This is a genomic window from Ruegeria sp. CI8, assembly GCF_056536865.1.
Window position 1 is genome coordinate 63,300 of record NZ_JBQFQL010000002.1, and the last position, 14,481, is coordinate 77,780.

A 14,481-nucleotide genomic window follows, 5' to 3' on the forward strand; every position below is an offset into this window, starting at 1 on the left:
CCAGAACACCTGACCCGTACGGGTGGTGTTTTGGCGCCATCTGCTTTCGCATTTTCAATTTTCCTGCTCAATCGGAGCACCTCCATGTTTCGCTTTTTCGAAAACCTTGTAGACCCTTTTGTTGCCTATGAAGAGGTAAACAAGCCGCCGACGCGGCTGTGGCCCTTCATGCTGGATTATTCCCGCCCTTTTCGGCGCGTCTTCTTCTGGGCCGCGCTGATGTCGATCATCGTGGCCGCGGTCGAGATCGGGCTGATCTATTATATGGGCCGGGTCGTCGACCTGCTGGGCGGATCGCCGTCCGAGGTCTGGCAGGCCCAGGGGACCGAGCTGGTTCTGGTGGCGCTGTTCATCCTGTTCCTGCGCCCGATCCTGCATGTGCTGGACGTGCTGTTGCTGAACAATGCGATCCTGCCCAATTTCGGAACGCTGATCCGCTGGCGGGCGCACAAGCACGTTCTGCGCCAGTCGGTCGGTTGGTTCGAGAATGATTTTGCCGGGCGCATCGCCAACCGCATCATGCAGACCCCGCCCGCCGCGGGCGAGGTGGTGTTCCAGGTGTTCGATGCGATTTCGTTCTCGCTGGCCTATCTGATCGGCGCGGCGATCCTGCTGATGGCAGCCGATCCGCGCCTGCTGCTGCCGCTGCTGATCTGGTTCGCGCTCTATGCGCTGCTGGTGCGCTGGACGGTACAGAGGGTCGGGCCGGCGTCGCAGGCCGCGTCCGATGCGCGGTCCACGGTGACGGGCCGAGTGGTCGACAGCTATACCAACATCCACTCGGTGAAGATGTTCGCCCATGCCCAGCAGGAGCTCGACTATGCGCGCGAAGCAATCGAAGAGACCCGGCGCACCTTCCAGACCGAAATGCGCATCTTCACCATCATGGATGCCGTTCTGGTCGCGCTGAACGGCGTGCTGATCGTCGGAGTGGTCGGTTGGGCCATTTACCTGTGGATGCAGGGCAGCGCCTCGGTCGGGGTGGTGGCGGCGGCCACCGCGCTGACGCTGCGGCTGAACGCCATGACCGGCTGGATCATGTGGGCGCTGACCAGCTTCTTCCGCCAGCTGGGCGTCGTGGCCGAGGGGATGGAGACCATCGCCCAGCCCGTCGACCTGCTGGATGCGCCGGGCGCCAAGCCGCTGCAGCTCACCAAGGGCCGGATCGAGATCCGCGACCTGTCGCATCATTATGGCCGCGAGACCGGCGGGCTTGATCACGTCAATCTGACCATCCAGCCGGGCGAAAAGGTCGGGCTGATCGGGCGGTCCGGGGCCGGGAAATCGACCCTCGTCAAGCTGCTTCTGCGGTTCTACGACGTGGAAAGCGGTGCGATTCTGATCGACGGTCAGGACATCCGCACCGTCACCCAGGACAGCCTGCGCCGCAATATCGGCATGGTTCAGCAGGACAGCGCGCTGCTGCACCGATCGGTGCGCGACAACATCCTGTATGGCCGCCCCGATGCCACCGAAGAGCAGATGATCGCCGCCGCCAAACAGGCCGAGGCGCATGACTTCATCCTCGACCTTCGGGACCCGCAGGGCCGCACCGGCTATGACGCCCATGTGGGCGAGCGCGGCGTCAAGCTAAGCGGCGGGCAGCGGCAGCGGGTGACGCTGGCGCGGGTGATCCTGAAGGACGCGCCGATCTTGTTGTTGGACGAGGCAACATCCGCCCTAGATTCCGAGGTCGAAGCCGCTATTCAGGAGACGCTGTACGGCATGATGCAGGGCAAGACCGTGATCGCCATCGCGCACCGGCTCAGCACCATCGCCCAGATGGACCGCATCCTGGTGATGGACGGAGGCCGGATCGTCGAGGAAGGCACCCATGCCGATCTTCTGGAGCAGGGCGGTCTTTACGCCCAGTTCTGGGCGCGCCAATCTGGCGGCTTCATGAACCCCGAGGCCGCGGACGAGGCAGCAGAATGACGGTCGCAGACCTGATCAAACCGTTTGAACCCACCCAGACGCCCCCGCCGCAAAGGCTGGGGGCGTTCATTCGCTGGTGCCTGACAGGGGCCTGGCCCATGTTGTTCGCCGCTGCGCTGTTTTCGGCCCTTGCAGGCGCGATGGAGGCCGGAACCGCCTGGATTCTGGGCTGGGTGATCGACATGGCGACCGCCAGCGGCCCCGAGAACTTTCTGACCCCGCGAAACCTGTGGATGATCTTGGGCGCCGTGGCGTTCTTCATGCTGATCCGGCCGCTGCTGTTCGGGCTGTCCTCGGTGTCGAACAATTATATCGTCATGCCCAACATCCCGCCGCTGGTTCTGGCCAAGCTGAACCGCTGGACGCTGGGCCAGTCGGTCACCTATTTCGACGACGATTTTGCCGGCCGCATCGCCCAGAAACAGATGCAGACGGCCAATGCCCTGACCTCGGTCGTATCGGAAACCATCAGCGCCATCGTCTTTGCCTTGGCCTCGCTTGTGGGCTCTTTGCTTTTGTTGGGGTCTATTCATCCCCTCGTCATGCTGCCCTTCGTGGCTTGGCTGGCGGTGTATTTCCTGCTGGTGCGCTGGTACCTGCCGCGCATCCGCACACGCTCGGCCGCGCGCGCCGGAGCGCGGGCGATGGTGTCGGGACAGGTGGTGGACACGATCACCAACATCAAGACGGTCAAGCTGTTTGCCCATTCCGAGTTCGAGGATCAGGCCGCCCGCGACTCGATGGTTGCGCTGCGCGACAAGTCGCTGGCCTTTGGCAAACTGTCGGCCAGTTTCCGGTTCATTTTGATGACACTGGCGGGGCTTCTGCCGGTTCTGCTGTTGGGCGCGACGCTGTGGCTGTGGCAGGCCGGGTCGGCGACCACCGGGGATATCGTGGCGGCGGGCGCCATTTCGATCCGTATCGCTCAGATGACGGGCTGGGTCAGCTTCACCCTGATGGGGATCTACGCCCATGTGGGCGAGATCGAGAACGGCATGAAAACCCTGGCGCGGCCCGACCGCGTCGAGGATGCGCCGGACGCCTCCGAGCTGACGGTGCCCGAAGGCCGGATCGAGTTCCGCGATGTCAGCTTTGCCTATGGTCGCGACGTGGGCGGGGTCTCGGACCTGACGCTGACGGTGCAGCCGGGCGAAAAACTGGGGATCGTCGGTGCCTCGGGGGCGGGGAAATCCACCTTGGTTTCGCTTCTTCTCAGGCTCTATGACAGGGAAAATGGGCAAATTCTGATCGACGGGCAGGACATCGCCGGTGTCACGCAGGACAGCCTGCGCCGCCAGATCGGCATGGTCACGCAGGAAACCGCGATGTTCAACCGCTCGGCCCGCGACAACATCCTGTACGGCCGGCCCGATGCCAGCGAAGACCAGATGATCGCCGCCGCCAAAAAAGCCGAGGCGCATGATTTCATCCTCGATCTGCAGGACGGGCAGGGGCGCAAGGGCTATGACGCGCATCTGGGCGAGCGCGGCGTCAAGCTGAGCGGCGGCCAGCGTCAGCGCATTGCTTTGGCCCGCGCGATCCTGAAGGACGCGCCGATCCTCGTGCTGGACGAGGCGACCTCGGCGCTGGATTCCGAGGTCGAGGCCGCGATCCAGACCGCGCTGCACCGGGTGATGGAAGGCAAGACCGTTCTGGCCATCGCCCACCGCCTGTCCACCCTCAGCGAGATGGACAGGATCATCGTTCTGGATCACGGGCGCATCGTGGAAAGCGGGCCGCATGACACTCTGCTCGCGCAGGGCGGGTTGTATGCGCGGTTCTGGCACCGCCAGTCGGGCGGGTTCATCCAGACCGAGGCCGCCGAATAAGGGTTTTGTTGGCGCATCAGCCCGGCTATCAGGCAGGCCATGACGCAGGAATACACCATTCTCCGCCTCGGGCATCAGGGCGACGGCATCGCCGAGGGCCCGGTCTATGCCCCCCGAACGCTGCCCGGAGAGCGGGTCAGCGGCGCGTTGGACGGCTCGGTGCTGACCGATATCAAGGTGCTTACGCCGTCGGACGATCGGGTCAAGCCGCCCTGCCGCCACTACAAAAGCTGCGGCGGCTGCCAGTTGCAGCATGCCTCGGACGCCTTCGTGGCCGATTGGAAGGTCGAGGTGGTGCGTACCGCCTTGGCCGCTCAGGGGCTGCAGGCCGAGATGCGCCCGATCCTGACGTCGCCACCGCAGTCGCGTCGCCGCGCCACCATGGCTGTGCGCCGCACCAAGAAGGGCGCGCTGGCGGGGTTCCACGGGCGCGCCTCGGACGTGATCAACGAGATTCCTGATTGCCAGCTGCTGGACCCGGCTCTGACTGCCGCCATCCCCGTGGCCAAGACGCTGGCCGAACTGGGCGGCAGCCGCAAGGGAGTGTTGTCGGTCACCCTGACCCTGTCCGAAGCCGGACTGGACGTGGCGGTGCAGGGCGGCAAGCCGCTGGATGGCCCGCTGGAACTGGCGCTTGCGCAGGCGACTGAGCAGCACGGGCTGGCGCGGCTGGCCTGGGATGGCGAGGTGATCGCCATGCGCAACCCACCAAAACAGCGGTTCGGACCGGCCACAGTGGTCCCGCCGCCGGGGGCCTTCCTGCAGGCCACGAAAGATGGAGAACAGGCTCTGACACAGGCTGTTTTCGAGATTGTCGGCCCAGCCAAGCGGGTGGTTGATCTGTTCGCGGGCTGCGGCACGTTCTCGTTGCCGCTGGCGCAACGGGCCGAGGTTCATGCCGTTGAAGGCGCGGCCGACATGACCCGCGCGCTGGATAAGGGCTGGCGCAAGTCCACGGGATTGAAACAGGTCACGACCGAGGCGCGCGACCTGTTCCGCCGCCCCTTGATGCCGGACGAGCTGCGCCGCTTCGACGCCGTGGTTCTGGACCCTCCGCGCGCCGGCGCCGAGGCCCAGGTGGCCGAGCTGGCTCAGGCCCGCCGTCCGGTCATCGCCTATGTGTCCTGCAACCCTGTGACCTTCGCGCGTGATGCAAAAATTCTGGTTCAGGCGGGCTATGCCCTTGAATGGGTCCAAGTGGTTGACCAATTTCGATGGTCATCCCACAGCGAACTGGTGGGCAGCTTCAAACTGGCAGAGACCCCATGACCCGACAGGAGACCCTCCGCATGACGATCCGGCAGCGCCTGCAGGCCTTTGTCGAAAACCCACGGTTTTCGCAATTCATCACCGGCGTCATCTTGGTGAACGCGGTTCTGCTGGGCATGGAAACCTCGGACGGCCTGATGGCGAAATTCGGGCCGGTGATCGTGCTGCTCGACACCATCTGCCTGACCATCTTCGTGGCCGAGATCGCAATGAAACTGGTGGCCAACGGGCGCCGTTTCTTCCTCAATGGCTGGAACATCTTCGATTTCGTGATCGTCGGCATCGCCTTGGTGCCCGGCGGTGCGGGTCTTTCGGTGTTGCGTGCGCTGCGGATCCTGCGGGTGCTGCGGGTGATATCGGTTGCGCCACGTCTGCGCCGGGTGGTCGAGGGCTTCATTTCGGCCTTGCCGGGCATGGCAAGCGTGTTCCTGTTGATGGCGATCCTGTTCTATATTGGCGCGGTGATCTCGACCAAACTGTTCTCGGACAGCTTTCCGGAGTGGTTCGGTGATCTGGGTCTGTCGGCCTATACCCTGTTCCAGATCATGACGCTGGAAAGCTGGTCGATGGGCATCGTCCGCCCGGTGATGGAGGTGTATCCCTACGCCTGGCTGTTCTTCGTGCCCTTCATCATGGTCACGACCTTCGCGGTCGTGAACCTGCTGGTCGGTCTGATCGTGAATTCGATGCAGGATGCCCACCACGCCGAGGATGAAGTCAAGACGGATGCCTATCGGGACGAGGTGCTGGACCGGCTGGAGTCGATCGAACGCCGCCTGACCGAGCATATGAACAGCAAAAAGTGATTTCCGTTTCTGCCGGATTTTGGCATTATACGAAAAAACGAGCAGGCAGTGAAATCATGGATCGTCGAGCATTTGGATTGGGTGCACTGGCAACACTGAGCCTTTCGGCTTGTGGAAGTGCGGGCCCCCGGTTTCTGACCTACAACGGACCCGAGGTGACATCCATCGTGGTGAACAAGGGCGCGCGAAAGATGTACCTGCTGCATCACGAGCAGATCTTGCGCGAATATGATGTCGAGCTTGGGTTCGCTCCAAGCGGCACAAAGGTCAAGCGCGGAGACGGTCGCACACCCGAAGGCACCTACCTGATCGACCGCCGCAATCCTCGCAGCCGATATCACCTGTCGCTGGGGATCTCCTATCCCAACAGCCAGGATATCGCCAAGGCAAAGGCGATGGGCTTCGACCCGGGTGGAGACATTTTCATTCACGGCCAACCGAACCTGCGCAAGGAACTCAAGCGCGCGAAGAAGACGCCGGATTGGACCGCTGGCTGCATCGCCGTCAAGAACGAAGAGATCGAAGAGATCTATGCGATGGTGAACGAAGGTACGTTGATCACCGTGCGTCCCTGATAGGCCGCCATTTCCCGAATCCGAACTGCAGATAATCGCGCTGATAGGTTTCCTCGGCCAGCGCTTCGAGCTTGTCATCGTAGATCTGATCCAACGAATAGGGCTGGTCCGGCGCGGGCACGCCGGGCTTCGGCGGGGCATTGTGCCCCAGGCCGCAGGCCAGATCCGGTAGCGCGGTGGCCATCTCTTCCTCGCGCAGTATGAGGTCGGGCAAGGCAAAGCCCGCAATCCCCTCCAGCATGCGGGCCTGCGTGCACCACAGCCCGTCGACCCGGATTGGGGTCTGGCCAGAAAGATTCAGCTGCAGAAACTCAAGAAACGCCGAAAACGCCTGATAGTGCTGCTCGAGCGAATAGTTTCCATCGCGCACCTGTCCCGGGATCGGCAACTTGAACCCGTTGCGCAGCCGGTTGCGGATTCCGGCATATGCGCCGGGCCCGGTGCCCAGGATCCGTTCGCAAAACACCGAATGTGCCCGCGCCAACGGGTGTCGCAGGACCGTGAATTTCCGGTGACCCGGATGCGCCTTCATCCAGCGGCGCACCTGTTTCTGGTTTCGGTCGGTGATCAGCTCGCCGCCATCCAGTTCGGACATCCATTGAACCACGATCTGTTCCGGTCCACCACGGATCGGCAGATACATCAGCGGCGTTTCCGCGGCCGCGATATGACGCGAAACGGCAGGCCCCCGTCGTGGTTCGAAGTTCGGCGTTCGGTGCAGGTTGAACCGGTCCAGCGCCGCTAGGGCCGCATCCATGGCTTCGGGATTGGTCACCTTTGACAAAGCCGGTTCCGGGTTCTGAGGTTTGAGAGCCGGGGCCAGTTGATCCAGACGCGCCTCAACCCCCAGCCATGCCGCCAGTCCGTTCAGAACATCCAGTTGGGTCAGATCCTCGTAACCGATGTAAAATGCGGTCTGGCCCGTTTTTTGCAGCTGATTGACCAAACTCAGTTGAAACGCCTGCTGCTCCTCCACGTAGTCCCGAAACTCGTCCGCATCAAACGCAACCTTGGTGGCGCGCCTGCGTTTGACGTTGGTCAGCATCCACTGCTGGGTCTCCCGCGCAATCTTGAGCGAGATGTAGCTGTCCAACGGGTTGCGGTTGAGAATGATCTTTGCGCAGCGCGGATCGTTCAGCGCCATCGTCAGGGCCCGCGGGTCGTGCGAGTGAAAAAACCGGAACCCGTGCAGACCCTCCGGCGCGGAACGCATCGCTTCGATCAGTCGGTCCGGCGCAGCATCCCTGTCTTCCAGTGAATATCCCAGCACTTCGGTTGCTTTCGGGTATCCGATGAAGTGCGGATTGAACGCCTCGCCATGACACTGCACGCCGTCCAACGCATTCAGGTTTGCCTCCAGCAGGTTCGACCCGGTGCGCATTTCGGCAAGAATGATGAAATAGTCAAAGTCGGTCGGCATGCGGGGTCATTGCACCAGGTAGGGCTTGCGATACGGACGGGTCTGATTGCCGAATACATCGTCGGCAGGAAAGTCGCCCATCAGGTGAGGGTGCATTCCCTGGTTCTTGAGGTTTTGCAGGAACTTTCCAAACCCGGCCAGATCAACCATCGTCGGCGCCTCGATCAGATGGCTGGGCTGCGTCGCGCCCATCTCTTCAAGAACGGTTTGCAGGTGTTCCATCGGAGATTCGACGAATTCGGCCATTGACCAAACATGCACGCGCGCTTTGGTCCACACGGAATCCAGCACCTCAAGCTGTTCGGTCTCGATCTTTTGCAGGCGGGCCGCTTCGGCGCGGATGTCGGCGAAATTCATGTTCGACCGAAACAGCGGAACAGCCCAGGCACCGGTGACTACGCAGACCTGTGCGTTCTTGTCTCGCGCCAGAAACCAATTGATCTTCTGGGTGTCGGCGGGGCCGAATTGAAAACACTGGCGTTCGCCCCGGGTGTTCCAGATCAGGTTCGACAGAAAAGCCGTCGGATTGTAGTCGCGCAAAACGGCGTTGTCGCTGAGGGACCCGTTCAGGATGGTCTCTCCTTCGGCGAATTCGGCGCGCTTGGGGTTGAACAGATGCCCATGGACGCGGGCGCCTGACGCATTGCCCAGCCAGCTGTCAAAGCCCTCAAACAACTCGGAAAAACCCTGAAACACGGAGTAAGGAAACGCGGTCAGGCCATTTTCGCTGCCATGGCGGGGAAAACGGCTTTGCATGTACAGGCCGTCGCGGCCGCGGGTACGACGCTCGACCGCTTTGGAAAAAACGCGGTCAATCTTGCCGGGATTGGGCTCGGCGGGTTTTCCGGCGAGGGACTGATCGTTCAGAAACGCCTGATACAGCCGGTCGGCGCGCGGCCAGATCTTGCGGGCGACGAAACAATCGGATCGGCGCAGCAACTGCAGGTGATCGTCATAGAAGATGTGCGGGCGGCCCTGATAGTCGAACTTCGACAGGGTCAGCGATCGGCTTTCGATCTGGGTGGAATAGAGCCGCGCCAGCGTCTGGAAATAGCTTTCGTCGGGGATCCAGACATGCCGGAAATATCGATCATAGACCTCTCGCTTGGGATCCTGGAGGATCGCGGTCAGGGTCTGCCGGGTCAGGCACCACCACTGGCTGCCCATATGCGGGATCAGCCCGTTGGGGATTGTCCGTCGATATCCGACCGCGCGCTGAAGCTTGACGAAGCGGTCAAACAGCTTGCGGTGTTTGCGCCACGAGAAGGGAAACCTCAGGGTAAAGCGTTCAAGGTCCAGCCCGCCCACGGTCCAGCTGACATCGGCGGTGGTGGCACTTTCAATGAAATCCACGCGGGGCCGTTCGCTCAGGTAATCGATCAGATCCTGAACCGGGCGCAATGGCAGGCAAGAGCCGGATGACAGAAAGACATGGCGTATGTCGGGAAAGCGCTCCAGCATCAGCGTCGCGGCCGATTGCGAAGCGGCAACGATACCCCAGCCGCCCCACTCGCAGACCTGGCGGTCGCAGAACAGGATCAGCGGATCATCCCCGCAGGCCGCGACAAAGTCTTTGAGCACAGCCGGGTCGACCTTGCGGTCGACGTGGATGACCACCGGACAACCTGCCGCGGTCCAGTGCCGGGCAACCTGCTCAGCCCGGTCCAGCGCAGTGTGGACCAGCATCACGATGCCCAGAGTCCCGCTCATGCCCAGTTCCCTTTGGACATCAGACCCAGGATCTCAAGTTGGCGCCAGTTGATGTATTTCTCGGACCATTTGCACCAGAAAACCGGCTTGCTCTCCAACTGGTCGACATAGGCCCTGTATTCGCCGGACGCGCGGTAGTGCTCACCGCGCTGCAGTTCTTCGCGGGCTTTGTCACCCAGCGTGTTGATCAGCTTGGCATGCAGCAATGCGCCGCTGGTTTTCTCGCCGCCCCACTCGTCGTAGACTTGGTTCAGGCCGCGTGGCAGCAGCGCATGGGTCGAGCTGACATAGACATAGCGCCGATCCCATTTGACCAAAGGGATCTTGTTCAGCGCGGGCGCTTTCGCGGGCTTGTCCTGAAAGAAAACCCTTGCCCGTGGCCCCCCCTGAATCCACAGGTTTCCATAAGCCGGGTTCTTGGTGATCATGTAGTTGCCCGAGTCGAACCATGCGGCAATCTCGAACGGGTCCTGCCCCTCGTGATAGGTGGCGTCCTGAATCGGCCCCTCGGGATACATATCCAGCAGCATCGTCCCGAAACTGCGCACCCCGGTGCCGTCCAGCCAGTCGGTCAGCGCGTCGATGGGACGTGTGTCGCAGAACGGATAGATCAGGAACTCGTCCGGATCTACGGTCAGGACCCAGTGTCCATGGGCGTATTTCCGCAGCAAGTAGTTGGACCAGTCGATCCCGAATGTAGAACGGCGATAGCTGGCATTCGTATACCAGACCGAGACATCGGGCTGCGCCTTGAGATAGTCCAGCGTGCCATCCGTGCTGTCATTGTCGACGAACAGGAAATGCCGGACGCCCAGCTTGCGGTAATAGTCCAGAAAATAGGGCAGGCGGATCTTTTCGTTGCGCACGACGCTCATCAGCAGAACATCACCGGACCGGATCTGCCGGGTGTTGTTGCGGACGGTGCGCAGATCGCGTCTTCGGCGGATGCAGCGCACAAGACGGCGCTTGCGCCGCAGTCTCATCCGGTAAGAATCCAAAAGGCTCACGCGCTGCCCAACCTTCTTGTAATACGCGAGCATGTCCGGGGTCCGCATTTGGCCAGACGGGAGCCGGACACTAACGTTTTATGACATTTTCGCACCTTGCGAAGCAATGTATTTAAAAGCCGTTAGCCAAGCACGGGTTTTTGGGGCACAGGATTCCCCGTTCACGTCCACCCGCCCGCTGACAGCAGTCCAAGGCTCTGCAGATGCGCCCAGCCTGAATACCGTTCTGATTGTGGAGTCCAAAGGTCGGGCCCGGCAATGATGCCATCATAGTATGGCCCGAATTGGTCGGGATCATGAAAATGCTGGCGCCTTTGTTTTTCGATGCGCGACTTCTCAACGACTTGCGGCAGGAATTTCGTGTGCAACAGGACGCCCGAGGGGGTTTGCCCGGAAGGCCCGCCATAGGCAAAATTCAGGTGTCGGGGCAGGGCTGAATGACAGGAGTTCACGAAGGCATATCGGCGGTCCCACTTCACCAACGGAATCTTGTTCAGGGTCGGAGACCGGTCCGGGCAATCGGCAAAGAAGGCGCGTTCGCGAACGCCGCCTTGCACCCACAGGTTTCCCAGCGGCTCTTGCCGGCGCGCCCTGTAAGGGCCGGGATCGAACCAGTTCAAAGTTTCGGTCGGGTCGGTCTCGGGGTCACAGGGCGCCGTGCCCAACGGGCCTTTCAGGTATAGATCAAGCATCAACGCGCCAAAGGCCGGCTGTCCGGTTTGGTCCAGCCATCGGGTCAGGTCATGCAGGGTGCGGCTGTCATGATGGGCATAGATCAGCAGTTCGTCGGCATCCACCATCAGGGTCCAGTGGCCATGGCCATAGCGCATCTGCAACCAGGTCAGCCAGTCCAGCCCGAACCGCGCCTCGCGATAGCTGGCCTGCGTCTGCCACAGCGACACGTCCGGCTGGTTCAGCAGATAGGTGGTCGAACCGTCATCGCTGCCGTTGTCGACCATCAAGAAATGATCAACCCCCAGCCGGCGATAGTGGCGCAAGAACCAGGGCAGGCGCTCGATCTCGTTGCGCAGGGTGGTAAAGGCCAGAATGTTGGTGCGCGCGATCAGACGGGTCTTGTCCGAAACCGGCGTCAGCGCGTGGCGGCTGCGGAAGGACCGCCACAACAGGCGCTTGCGTTTCAGGCGCAGGCGGTATCTGCGCACCCAGCCCGGTGCGTTTTCGTCATGGTGGTGTGCGGCGGCCATGGCACGATCACTTTTCGTAGTGGCCATTCTGATGCCAGCGCCAGGCATCGGCGATCATCACTTCCAGCCGCGACCGTTTGGGCCGCCAACCCAGTTCGGCCTCGGCCCGGGTCGAGCCTGAAACCAGCTTGGTGCAGTCTCCCGCCCGGCGCGGGCCGACATTGAAGGGCACCTCGCGGTTGGTCACGCTGTGCGACTGCGCGATCACCTCTTTTACTGAAAACCCGGTGCCGGTGCCCAGGTTGAACACCCGGCTGCCCTTGCCCTGCTCCAGCCAGCGCAGGCCCAGCACATGCGCATCCACCAGGTCGCAGACATGGACATAGTCGCGGATGCAGGTGCCGTCGGGCGTGTCGTAGTCGGTGCCATAGACGGTCAGCGCGTCGCGCTTGCCGTCGATCGCGTCCAACAGCAGCGGAACCAAATGTGTCTCGGGGCGGTGAAACTCGCCCACGTCGCCGTTAGGGTCGGCGCCGGCCACGTTGAAATAGCGAAAGATCACGTGGTTTAGCCCGTGCGCCTGTTCGAAATCGCGCAGGATGTCCTCGATCGCGCGTTTCGAAGCGCCATAGGCGTTCAGCGGGTGTTGCGGCGTGGTTTCGTCCAGCACCACGTTGTCGTGGTCGCCATAGGTCGCGCAGGTGGACGAAAACACGAAATCCATGCAACCGGCGGCCACGGCCGCCTCGATCAGGTTCAGCGATCCGGTGACGTTGTTGCGCCAGTACCGGCCCGGCTCGCTCATGGCTTCGCCGACCTGGCTGAGCGCGGCAAAATGCATCACTGCCGCCGGTTGGTACTTGGCAAAGACCTGATCCAGCCGCGCGCGGTCCAGCAGATCGCCCTGTTCGAAGGGGCCGAATTTCACCGCATCCTGCCAGCCGGTGACAAGGTTGTCATAAGTCACGGGCACATAGCCCGCCTGCGCCAGCGCCTTGCAGGCATGAGATCCGATATATCCGGCGCCGCCGGTCACAAGTATGTTGGTCATCCGTGGTCCTGCCGAATGTCTGCCCGTCATGAGTTAGCTGCCAGGCTGCCCGCGCGGAACGGGGAATTTGCGCCTATTCCAACCCCATCGCAGCCATCATGCTTTCGATCTTGGCCACGTCCTGCGGATTGTTCAACTCCCAGAACTGACGGCCTTTGGCCTCGACCTCGACACACAGAACCTTGCGCCCGTTTTCCATGAACCGCAGTTGTTCCAGCCCCTCGAGCCGTTCCAGCGGTCCGACCGGCCAGCCGGGATAGGCGGCCAGCGCGTCGGGGCGGTAGGCGTAGACGCCCACATGGTGGAACACCGGCGTCGGATCCAACCCGGCATAGGTTTCGGCGGTGAAGGGGATCACTTCCTTCGAGAAATAGAGCGCGCTGTGATCGGACGCGAAGACGGCGGTGGTGCCGCCGACCCGGCCATGCCTGCGGTCGTTCAAAAGCCCGTTCAGCGCCTCGCCGTCGCACCGCAGCACCGGCGTGGCCACGCCGGCCTCGGGCGCGGCGCGCAGGCCATTGACCAGATCCTCGATGAACCAATGCGGGGTCAGGGGGGCGTCGCCCTGCAGGTTGACCACGATCTCGTAGCCGCCGCCCAGCCTGTCATGCGCCTCGGCGCAGCGTTCCGTGCCGTTGGCGCAGCTTTCCGAGGTCATCACCACCTCGGCGCCAAAGCCCTCGGCCGCGGCGCGGATGCGGTCGTCATCGGTGGCCACCACCACCCGGTCGACGTCTGAGACCGACATGGCCGCGCGCCAGGACCTTTCGATCAGGGTCATGGGCTTTCCCGTTGCGCCGGTCAGCGGCACCAGCGGTTTGCCCGGATAGCGGGTCGAGGCATAGCGGGCGGGGATCGCGATCAGAACCGACATCAGGCCTCCTTGAGTTCGACGCCGGGGGCATAGGCGATGAAGAACGGGTTGGCATAGCCCTCCTTGCCGTAGGTCAGCGGCGTGTGGTCGTCGAAACGCACCACATGGCCCCCGGCACCGGCCAGAACCGCGTGGCCTGCGGCAGTGTCCCACTCCATCGTGCGGCCGACACGCGGGTAGAGGTCGGCCTCGCCCGTGGCCACAAGGCAGAATTTCAGCGAGGAGCCCGCCGACTTGCTGTCTTTGACCTGGTATTTGTTGATGTAGTCATCCGTAGCCTGGTCGCGATGCGATTTCGAAGCCACCACCAAAAGCGCCGAATTGTCAGGATCAGAGACTGAAATCGGGGTCACTTCGCCCGGTTTGTCCTTGTCCAGGGCGCCAGTTTCCTCGGCCGAGCGGCCATCGGCCAGGGTATAGAACATGCGCCCGCGGGCCGGGGCATAGACCACGCCGCGGGTGGGCACGCCGTTTTCGACCAGCGCGATGTTCACGGTGAAATCGCCACGTCGGTTGATGAATTCCTTGGTGCCGTCCAGCGGATCGACGATCAGAAAGGTGTCGCCCTGCTTGCTGTGCGATGCGGCCTGTTCCTCGGTCACCAGCAGGATGTCGGGGAAGGCGGCGCGCAGCCCGGCTGAGATCAGCGCATCGGCGGCTTCGTCGGCTTCGGTCACGGGACTGGAATCGGATTTGACCTTAACGTCAAAATCATCGGCATCGTAGATCTCCATGATCTTGTCGCCCGCTTCCAGGGCCAGGCGTCTGATCACGGGGATGAGGTCGTCATAGGTCACAAAAATGCTCCGTTTCCATGGTTTGTTGATCCGAAAACCTGACGAACTTATGCTGTGCCGGAT

12 protein-coding genes are annotated in these 14,481 nt (G+C 62.3%); 5 read left to right on the top strand and 7 right to left on the bottom strand.

The window, feature by feature from the left end:
- Positions 1 to 84: 84 nt before the first annotated feature.
- From ACR0DA_RS10925 to ACR0DA_RS10945, 5 genes are read left to right on the top strand one after another with little or no spacing between them, the layout of a single operon-like run.
- Positions 85 to 1,935: an ABC transporter ATP-binding protein gene (locus ACR0DA_RS10925; RefSeq protein ID WP_480753985.1), complete on the top strand. Its 1,851-nt coding sequence runs from the start codon at positions 85 to 87 to the stop codon at positions 1,933 to 1,935.
- Positions 1,932 to 3,764 (top strand): ABC transporter ATP-binding protein, encoded by a 1,833-nt coding sequence (locus tag ACR0DA_RS10930; protein WP_480753987.1) that lies wholly within the window; start codon positions 1,932 to 1,934, stop codon positions 3,762 to 3,764. Before ACR0DA_RS10925 ends, ACR0DA_RS10930 begins: the two co-directional genes overlap by 4 nt.
- A gap of 39 nt (positions 3,765 to 3,803) precedes the next feature.
- Positions 3,804 to 5,033 carry a class I SAM-dependent RNA methyltransferase gene (locus ACR0DA_RS10935; RefSeq protein WP_480753988.1) on the top strand — a complete coding sequence of 410 codons (1,230 nt, stop codon included), beginning with the start codon at positions 3,804 to 3,806 and terminating at the stop codon, positions 5,031 to 5,033.
- A gap of 20 nt (positions 5,034 to 5,053) precedes the next feature.
- A complete protein-coding gene (locus ACR0DA_RS10940; protein WP_170364389.1) occupies positions 5,054 to 5,839 on the top strand; it encodes an ion transporter in 786 nt (261 codons plus the stop codon).
- Positions 5,840 to 5,895: 56 nt separating this feature from the next.
- Entirely contained in the window at positions 5,896 to 6,414 is a 519-nt protein-coding gene (locus ACR0DA_RS10945; RefSeq protein ID WP_480753990.1) for a L,D-transpeptidase family protein, read from the top strand.
- Here the strand turns inward: ACR0DA_RS10945 and ACR0DA_RS10950 are convergent.
- The 7 genes from ACR0DA_RS10950 to cysQ form a co-directional block, all read right to left on the bottom strand.
- Complete coding sequence (locus tag ACR0DA_RS10950) at positions 6,398 to 7,834, bottom strand: nodulation protein NodH (RefSeq protein WP_480753992.1); 1,437 nt, start codon at positions 7,832 to 7,834, stop codon at positions 6,398 to 6,400. The genes ACR0DA_RS10945 and ACR0DA_RS10950 overlap by 17 nt on opposite strands.
- Before the next feature lie 6 nt (positions 7,835 to 7,840).
- Positions 7,841 to 9,544: a DUF5927 domain-containing protein gene (locus tag ACR0DA_RS10955; protein ID WP_170600807.1), complete on the bottom strand. Its 1,704-nt coding sequence runs from the start codon at positions 9,542 to 9,544 to the stop codon at positions 7,841 to 7,843.
- A complete protein-coding gene (locus ACR0DA_RS10960; RefSeq protein WP_093963921.1) occupies positions 9,541 to 10,527 on the bottom strand; it encodes a glycosyltransferase family 2 protein in 987 nt (328 codons plus the stop codon). Before ACR0DA_RS10960 ends, ACR0DA_RS10955 begins: the two co-directional genes overlap by 4 nt.
- Positions 10,528 to 10,712: 185 nt before the next feature.
- Complete coding sequence (locus tag ACR0DA_RS10965; RefSeq protein ID WP_480753994.1) at positions 10,713 to 11,756, bottom strand: glycosyltransferase family 2 protein; 1,044 nt, start codon at positions 11,754 to 11,756, stop codon at positions 10,713 to 10,715.
- Positions 11,757 to 11,763: 7 nt separating this feature from the next.
- Positions 11,764 to 12,747: a UDP-glucose 4-epimerase GalE gene (gene galE, locus ACR0DA_RS10970; protein ID WP_480753996.1), complete on the bottom strand. Its 984-nt coding sequence runs from the start codon at positions 12,745 to 12,747 to the stop codon at positions 11,764 to 11,766.
- A gap of 73 nt (positions 12,748 to 12,820) precedes the next feature.
- Positions 12,821 to 13,621, bottom strand: a complete 801-nt coding sequence (locus ACR0DA_RS10975) for a 3-deoxy-manno-octulosonate cytidylyltransferase family protein (RefSeq protein WP_480753998.1) — start codon at positions 13,619 to 13,621, stop codon at positions 12,821 to 12,823.
- Complete coding sequence (gene cysQ, locus ACR0DA_RS10980) at positions 13,621 to 14,418, bottom strand: 3'(2'),5'-bisphosphate nucleotidase CysQ (protein ID WP_170361150.1); 798 nt, start codon at positions 14,416 to 14,418, stop codon at positions 13,621 to 13,623. The genes ACR0DA_RS10975 and cysQ overlap by 1 nt, the downstream gene beginning before the upstream one ends.
- Positions 14,419 to 14,481 lie beyond the last annotated feature (63 nt).

What these genes read in the sequence shown, in the direction of transcription:
- ACR0DA_RS10925 (WP_480753985.1), top strand. Translation starts at nt 85, where the DNA reads ATGTTTCGCTTTTTCGAAAACCTTGTAGACCCTTTTGTTGCCTATGAA.
- ACR0DA_RS10930 (WP_480753987.1), top strand. Translation starts at nt 1,932, where the DNA reads ATGACGGTCGCAGACCTGATCAAACCGTTTGAACCCACCCAGACGCCC.
- ACR0DA_RS10935 (WP_480753988.1), top strand. Translation starts at nt 3,804, where the DNA reads ATGACGCAGGAATACACCATTCTCCGCCTCGGGCATCAGGGCGACGGC.
- ACR0DA_RS10940 (WP_170364389.1), top strand. Translation starts at nt 5,054, where the DNA reads ATGACGATCCGGCAGCGCCTGCAGGCCTTTGTCGAAAACCCACGGTTT.
- ACR0DA_RS10945 (WP_480753990.1), top strand. Translation starts at nt 5,896, where the DNA reads ATGGATCGTCGAGCATTTGGATTGGGTGCACTGGCAACACTGAGCCTT.
- ACR0DA_RS10950 (WP_480753992.1), bottom strand. Translation starts at nt 7,834, where the DNA reads ATGCCGACCGACTTTGACTATTTCATCATTCTTGCCGAAATGCGCACC.
- ACR0DA_RS10955 (WP_170600807.1), bottom strand. Translation starts at nt 9,544, where the DNA reads ATGAGCGGGACTCTGGGCATCGTGATGCTGGTCCACACTGCGCTGGAC.
- ACR0DA_RS10960 (WP_093963921.1), bottom strand. Translation starts at nt 10,527, where the DNA reads ATGAGACTGCGGCGCAAGCGCCGTCTTGTGCGCTGCATCCGCCGAAGA.
- ACR0DA_RS10965 (WP_480753994.1), bottom strand. Translation starts at nt 11,756, where the DNA reads ATGGCCGCCGCACACCACCATGACGAAAACGCACCGGGCTGGGTGCGC.
- galE (WP_480753996.1), bottom strand. Translation starts at nt 12,747, where the DNA reads ATGACCAACATACTTGTGACCGGCGGCGCCGGATATATCGGATCTCAT.
- ACR0DA_RS10975 (WP_480753998.1), bottom strand. Translation starts at nt 13,621, where the DNA reads ATGTCGGTTCTGATCGCGATCCCCGCCCGCTATGCCTCGACCCGCTAT.